This window comes from Rhodopirellula sp. UBA1907 (assembly GCF_002337565.1).
GTDB lineage: Bacteria > Planctomycetota > Planctomycetia > Pirellulales > Pirellulaceae > Rhodopirellula > Rhodopirellula europaea.
This window is the reverse complement of the sequence record NZ_DDGH01000006.1, coordinates 34,955-42,816: the sequence shown is the minus strand read 5'-3', so window position 1 is coordinate 42,816 and position 7,862 is coordinate 34,955. Positions and strand designations below refer to the sequence as shown.

The following is a 7,862-nucleotide window of genomic DNA, read 5'->3' as shown; positions in this document are numbered from 1 at the left end:
CAGATTTCCATCGCGCGGCCGCCAAGCACAAAGCTGGGGCGAACAAGTGCCGGATAGCCGATGCGTTTGGCTTCGACTCGCGCTTCGTCCATGTTGCGAGCGATACCCGACGGCGGTTGTCGCAGTCCGAGTTCGTCGATCAGGCTGCTGAACAATTCACGGTCTTCGGCGGTGTCGATCGTGTCGACGCTGGTGCCGATGATCGGCACGCCGGCTTGTTCCAAACCACGAGCCAAGTTGAGCGGCGTTTGGCCACCGAACTGAACGATCACACCATCGGGCTGCATCGCATCGCAGATGTTCAGCACGTCTTCGATCGTCAACGGTTCGAAGAACAAGATGTCCGATGTGTCGTAGTCGGTGCTGACCGTTTCCGGGTTGCTGTTGACCATGATCGATTCGATGCCCATTTCTTGCAGGGCAAACGAAGCGTGGCAGCAGCAATAATCGAACTCGATGCCCTGGCCGATTCGGTTGGGGCCACCACCCAAAATGACGACCCGTTTCTTGTCGCCCTTGGCGGGGACTTCGGTTTCGGTTTCGTAGGTGCTGTAGTAGTACGGCGTGAAGGCTTCGAATTCAGCCGCACACGTGTCGACACTTTTGTAGACCGGACGGATGCCCATTTCCAAGCGTTTTGCTCGGACTTGAGATTCCGTTTTCGACGTGATCGTTGCAATTTGGCGATCCGAGAATCCGCGACGTTTGGCGTCTCGCATCGTGTCCGCGTCGATCCCGTCCAACTTGCCGATCGCACGAAGATTGTCTTCGGTTTCGATCAGTTGTTGCAGGTGATCCAAGAACCACGGGTCGATGTTGGTCAGCGAATGAATCTCCGCCGCCGTCATTCCGTCTTTGAATGCGTAGCGGATGTAGAAGACTCGCTCGGAACCGGGAGTCGACAACTTCGCACGGATTTCGTCGCGGTTTGGTTGATCTTCGGTTCCCCAAAGATCCTTTGGGTCACTGCCAAATCCGAACGCGCCGACTTCCAAACCACGCAGGGCTTTTTGGAACGATTCTTGAAACGTCCGTCCGATCGACATGGTTTCGCCGACCGACTTCATTTGTGTTGTCAGCGTTGCGTCGGCTTCGGGAAATTTCTCGAATGCGAATCGAGGCATTTTGGTGACGACGTAATCGATCGTCGGCTCGAAGCAGGCTTTGGTTTTCTGCGTGATGTCGTTGGGCAATTCCCACAAACGATATCCGACCGCCAATTTCGCAGCGATCTTTGCAATCGGGAAACCGGTCGCTTTACTGGCCAGGGCCGAACTGCGACTGACTCGCGGGTTCATTTCAATCACGATCATCCGGCCCGTGTCAGGCTCGATCGCGAATTGAATGTTACTGCCTCCGGTTTCGACACCGATCTCGCGAATGACGGCCAACGATGCGTCACGCATCCGCTGGTATTCTTTGTCTGACAGCGTTTGTGCGGGGGCGACGGTGATGGAGTCGCCCGTGTGGACGCCCATCGGGTCGAAGTTTTCGATGGCGCAAATGATCACGACGTTGTCGTCGCGGTCACGCATCACTTCCATCTCGTATTCTTTCCAGCCAATGATCGATTCTTCGATCAAGACTTCTGTGACGGGCGATTGGTCCAGCCCGTTTTGCACCAGCGAATCGAAGTCGTCTTTGTTGTATGCGATGGCAGAGCCACTGCCGCCCATCGTGAATGATGGGCGAACGACGGCAGGCAGACCGACTTCCGCCAGTGCTTCGCGTGCTTCGGCCAGCGTGTGGACGGTGAAGCCTTTGCAAACATCCAGCCCAATCTTTTCCATCGCCTTTTTGAACTGGTCGCGCTCTTCAGCTTTGGCGATGACCTTGGCGTTGGCGGCGATCATTTCGACGCCGTATTTTTCGAGCACGCCGTTGGCGTCCAGGTCCATCGCGACGTTCAGACCGGTCTGGCCACCCAGAGTCGGCAGCAGTGCATCGGGACGCTCTTTCGCAATGACCTTTTCGACCATCTGCCAAGTCAGCGGTTCGATGTACGTTGCGTCGGCGGTCGCCGGGTCGGTCATGATCGTCGCTGGGTTGCTGTTGACCAGCACGACCTCATAACCTTCTTCGCGCAACGCTTTGCAGGCTTGGGTTCCTGAGTAATCGAATTCGCAAGCTTGGCCGATAACAATCGGGCCACTGCCAATGAGCAGAATCTTCTTGATGTCGTCGCGACGCGGCACGGAAACGATCCCAAAAGAGGGCGGAGGGGCTCGAATGGCTGGCGATCTGGTCGAGAGCCCACCGGCTGTGGGGGCTCAGGTTCGACGACGCCTGCCGTGAAAATTTCGGGAAGGATAACACGGTTTGGCCTCGGCGCAGAGGACCGGGGATCCGATCAAAATCGATTCGCCGAGAACTCTTGGCAGGATCCACCTTGCAGCCCCAGATTGGCGGCTAATTCGTCGGTAAGACGAATGTTTACATCGCGATGATCATTTCCAGAAACTCGTGTTCCGTCATGATTTTCACGGGGGCACCCTCGGCGGCCATCTGCCGAGCGGTGGCTTCTTTGACGCTCATCGTGCGACTCGCCTGAACCGTTCGCGAATCGGGATCGCCGACGACGACCAAGTCCGTTTTTCGCGAAACGCTGGTCTGGCATTTTCCGCCACATCGGGAGGTCAGCATTTCGGCTTCCTCCCGCTGCAATTTTCGCAGCACCCCGGTGAAGACCACTTTTCGGCCCTCGAGCGGACGGATGAAGTCAGCACGAATCATCAATCGCTGCAAATCCACGCCGCTGTCGCTGATCCCGCAGGGCCGAGCCGGAGCCGGGGCGAAGGAGGCGGATGGAGCCGCTGAACTCGAAATCGCGGAACCCGCCATCGTCGATCCCGCGATCGCGACTTCGGGAGTCCGTGAGGAAGAGCGTCGCGGGGAAGATTTTCGCCGGGTCGATGCTCGCCTGGACGTCGGTCCTTTCTTTCCCCAGGAACCTGCGCTACCCCGAGACAAGGAAAGCTTCGATTCCAAAGCCTCCAACGTGGTCGCCCCGGAGTCTTCCGCCGCGGCCAAAGCGATCTTGGCACAGGCGATCGAATCTTCCAGAGCATCGTGATGGCGAAACCGAATGCCCAGCCAATCGGACAAAGGCTTCAAGCCAAACCGAGGTTGTTGTGGCCAAGTCCGCCGGGCGATCGCTCGCGTGCAACTGTATTGCATGTCCGGAACGGGATGGTCGTGCGATTCCAAGCAAGCCATCAACACGCCAAGATCAAAGCTGGCGTTGTGAGCGATCAAGCAATCATCGCCCAGCGTGGATTGGATCTCCGGCCACAACTCGCCAAATTCGGATTCGTCACGCACCATGCCGGGCGTGATGCCGTGGATCTGAATGTTGGCGGGTGAAAAGACAAACGGCCGCGGTCGAATCAGCCAGCAAGCCGAGTCAACGATCTCTCCGCCGCGAACGCGAACCGCCGCCAATTGACAGGCACTGTCCGAACGACGCGTTGCCGTTTCAAAATCGATCGCGGTGAAATCCATGACGCAGTTCTAAGTCGGCTCGCTTTGACTTGTCAAACCCTTCGCGAAACGGGCTGATGCATCAGGCCAGAATGTCGTGGATGACGTGGGCTTCTTCCACGCCAGTCAAACGTTGGTCGAGTCCAAGGAATGGGAACGTCAATCGTTCGTGATCGATTCCCAGTTGGTGCAGGATCGTTGCGTTGAAGTCACGCACGTGAACCGGGTTCTCAACCACGTTGTAGCTGAAGTCGTCGGTGACGCCGTGGGTGATACCGCCTTTGACGCCGCCGCCCGCCATCCATGTCGTGAAGCAACGAGGATGATGATCGCGACCGTAATCCTTGTGCGTCAGTTTGCCTTGGCAATACGTCGTGCGTCCGAACTCGCCCGCGAAAACGACCAAGGTGTCGTCGAGCATTCCGCGTTGACGCAAATCGCGAATCAGTGCGGCGCATGGTTGGTCGACATCGTACGCTTGGCCACGAATTTTCTTTGGCAGGTGCGAGTGATGATCCCAACCGCGGTGGAATAGTTGAACAAATCGAACGTCGCGTTCGACCATGCGGCGTGCCATCAAGCAGTTGCGTGCGAACGAGCCGCTCTTGTGAACTTCCGGGCCGTACATCGACAACGTGTCTTCGGTTTCTTGGCTCAGGTCGGTCAGTTCCGGCACCGACGCCTGCATCCGAAACGCCATCTCTTGTTGAGCGATGGTGGTCAGGATTTCAGGATCACCGCTTTGTTGCATGTGTTGGCGATTCAGGTCCGTGACCAGGTCCAGCATCTTCTGACGGCTTTCGCGGTTCACACCTTTCGGATTGGAAAGGAACAAAACCGGATCACCGGATGGCTGAAACGAGACGCCTTGATGCTTGGATGGCAAGTAACCGGATCCCCACAATCGACTGTAGAGAGCTTGGATGTTGGCTTTGTCGCCGCTCCAAAACGCGGAGTTGAGAACGATAAAATCGGGCAGGTTCTCATTCATCCGACCGAGGCCGTAGCTCAGCCACGAACCCAAGCTTGCTTTGCCAGCGATTTCCGATCCGGTGCAGAACAGCGTTTTGCCGGGATCGTGATTGATTGCATCCGTGTGCGTGGATCGAATCAAGCAAATGTCATCGATGACGGTTCCAAGGTGCGGGAGCAGTTCGCTGAGGTGGATCCCGTTTTCGCCATGCCGCGAAAATTCGAACATCGATGGTGCGATGATCTGCTCTTTGCCGCGCGTCATCGCGGTGACGCGTTGCCCGTTGCTGACGCTGGGCGGGAGTGGTTGCTTGAACTGCTTGGCAAGCTCGGGTTTGTAATCAAACAAATCCATTTGGCTGGGGGCGCCCGCCATGAACAGGAAGATCACCCGTTTGGCTTTGGCGGGAAAGTGCAGACCTTCCATCTCACCGGCTTTCAAGTCCGCGGCTTGCTTGTCGATCGACTTGGCTTCGTTGGCTTGCGCGCGAGCGACGATCGATCCCAACGCGGCGGCACCGAGCCCCATGCCGGATTGCTGCAAGAACTGACGCCGACCCGATAGGTTGGTCAGCGTTTGTAATGCGGCGTTTTGAGAAGTATTCATGGCGAAGTTTGTGAAAGAGTGGTTCGAATTCGTTGGCGGGTTGCGGTCGGGAACGTGGCGTCATTCCCGCGTTCGAACACAATCCAAATTCAAGATGGAATGAACCACCATTGTCCATGCGGCCAAACGGACTTGGTCGGGTGCCGCCGATACCGATTGGACCAACGGATCCGTGCATCGTTGCACGAGGGCGGTCGCCTCGGCGGGGTGTGACTCGTACAACGACTGAAAACCATCCAGCGATCGTGAAAGTGATTCGAGCACGTCGGCGTTTGGTGGTCGCGAAGTGATCGTTTCATACGCGGCAGCCAAACGCTTTTGATCGGTCCCATCGTCTGAGTTCAATGATTCATCATCGAGCAATCGTTTAGCCAGTGTCGTTGATGCGCTGAAGAACTGAGGTTCGTTCATCAGCATGAGAGCCTGCAGCGGCGTGTTGGTGCGTTCCCGCCGAGCAATGCAACTGTCGCGATTGGGTGCGTCAAAGATGGTCATCTGCGGCGGTGGCAAACCGCGTTTCCAAAACGTGTAGACGCTTCGCCGAACAGCTTTTTCACCCGAGTCAGGAACGTAGCTGTTCGGGTAAGAGGTCGGCATCGCGACGATCGTCCATAACCCTTTTGGTTGAGGTGGTTTGACGCTTTGTCCGTACATCGTCGGGCTGAGCAGGCCACAAACCGAGAGGACTTGGTCGCGAATCACTTCGGCATCGAGTCGGTAGCGAGAACCGCGAGCGAGCAATCGGTTCTGCGGGTCAGCGACAAAGGATTCTCGAGGAGCGATCGATGATTGCTGATAAGTTTCCGTGTTGACGATCGAACGCATCAAGCCTTGCACATCCCAGCCGGATTCGATGAACTCGATGGCAAGGTGATCCAGCAGTTGCGGATGCGACGGCAGTTGTCCTTGGGCACCAAAGTCTTCGGATGTCTTGACCAGCCCAACACCAAAGAGTTGTTGCCAAAATCGATTGACGGTGACGCGCGCGGTCAGCGGGTTGGATGGATCAACCATCCACTGAGCCAAATCCATCCGTGTTCTTAAAGAGTCGGGATCGTTGGCGTCTGGCATCGGCGGCAGGAATGAAGGCGTGTTGCGTGAGACAACTTCACCGGGGGCGTCGTAGGCACCGCGAATCAGGATGTGAGCCGGGCGGATTTCCGCTCGCTCTTTCATAACCAAGGTTGCGGGAACGTTGACCAGAACACTGTCGCGGTCTTTGTTCAATTTCGCGATCGTGGTTTGAACCTGTTGCAGTTTCTGCTTGCGTTCTTCCGGTGATAATTCTGGCTCGGCCTTCTCTCCGCTCTGTTCGATGTTCTCGGTGGGAGGTTGAGGATTGGAGGCAGCGGGTTCTTCATTCTTGGGTGGTTCCGGCTTGGGTTGTAGATCTTTCGCTTCCGTTTGCAAACGAGCGATCTCGGCGTTCAATCGCGATAGCGTTTTGGATTGTTCTTCCGTCGGGAATTCGATGTACGGCGGTTGAAGTCCGCGTTGAAAATCGGTGCCTCGACGTCCTCCCGTTTCGGGGGCTCCATCAAAGTTGTTGAAGAACGCGTAGAGCGAATAGAAGTCCTTCTGCGAGATGGGATCGTATTTGTGATCGTGGCAAACGGCGCACTGCAGGGTCAGGCCCATGAACGCTGTGCCGACCGCGGAAACTCGATCCACGACATTCTTGACGAAGCTTTCCTCTGGCAATGCTGTCCCGCGGTCAATGATCAAGTGCAATCGATTGAATCCTGACGCGGTCAATTGATCGACGCTGGGATCGGGATGCAGATCGCCGGCGATTTGATCGACGATGAATTGGTCAAACGGCAAGTTTTCGTTGAACGACCGAATCACCCAGTCGCGATACGGTGTCATCTCGCGGTAGTGGTCGTGGTGCATCCCGTTGGTGTCGGCGAACCGGACGAGGTCCAACCAGTAACGCGCCATGTGCTCACCGAAGGCAGGTTTCGCGATGACGCGATCTACGAGGTCTTGGTAGGCGGTTTCGGAATCGTCGTTCAGGAACGCGTCGATCTCTTCGGCTGTCGGCGGCAACCCGGTCAGGTCCAGTGACAGACGACGGATCAGCGTTCGACGGTCGGCTCGGGGACGCGGCGTCAGCCCTTTGGATTCCATTTTGGAACGCACAAATCGATCGATCGGAGCATCCCACTCGTCGTGCGCCAGATCGGGCAAGGATGGTTTGGTCGGTGTGACAAATGCCCAATGGGTTTCGTAGGGAGCACCCTGCTCGATCCACTGTTTCAGAATCGTGATCTGCTCGGGCTTCAGCGGTTTGTGCATGTCCGGCGGCGGCATGATCGAATCGGGATCTTCGGATTCGATCCGGACCAGCACCTCGTCCAGGTCGGCTTCGCCCTCGACGTCCAGCCGGAATCCCGCTGCGTTGTTGTTTTCATCGGGACCGTGACAGGCAAAGCAATGGTTCGAAAGAATCGGCCGCACGTCTTCTTGGAAAGAAACCTCGTCCGCGTTTGCTGGCAGGATCCAAGCGAGAAGGAGCGTGAGAACGCTAAAACCGAGTGAAATCGGACTCATCGCGGTGGAAACCACGGGGGAAAAGGACGCAGGCATTCGCGAGGCGGGGGTGGTGGAGGAGCAATTTGGAGGGCGAGTTCCATTTTGGTCCACCTTCGGGGGCATCGCAACTGAATAGAGCTGGATGTGTTGCGAAGTGCGAAGGAATGTCGCGACTTTGCTTGGTCGCGTCGCGTCACGCGTGTTTTTGCCCGGGAAAGGGCCGTGAAACCTGAGGCGAACTCGAACTGAACTTCTACTGTCCCCCCCT

General features: G+C 56.8%; 4 protein-coding genes. All 4 read right to left on the bottom strand.

The annotated features are described in order from the left end of the window. The coding region (carB, locus tag B2R17_RS02080; RefSeq protein WP_286762636.1) for a carbamoyl-phosphate synthase large subunit at positions 1-2,195 on the bottom strand (2,195 nt) is incomplete at its 3' end. A 238-nt stretch (positions 2,196-2,433) separates the two neighbouring features. Then, a complete protein-coding gene (locus B2R17_RS02075) occupies positions 2,434-3,501 on the bottom strand; it encodes an exonuclease domain-containing protein (RefSeq protein ID WP_286762635.1) in 1,068 nt (355 codons plus the stop codon). 61 nt (positions 3,502-3,562) lie between these two features. After that, positions 3,563-5,059: a DUF1501 domain-containing protein gene (locus tag B2R17_RS02070; protein WP_286762634.1), complete on the bottom strand. Its 1,497-nt coding sequence runs from the start codon at positions 5,057-5,059 to the stop codon at positions 3,563-3,565. Positions 5,060-5,119: 60 nt separating this feature from the next. Then, positions 5,120-7,627, bottom strand: coding sequence for a DUF1553 domain-containing protein (locus B2R17_RS02065; protein ID WP_286762712.1), 2,508 nt, complete (start codon positions 7,625-7,627; stop codon positions 5,120-5,122). Between the last annotated feature and the right edge of the window lie 235 nt (positions 7,628-7,862).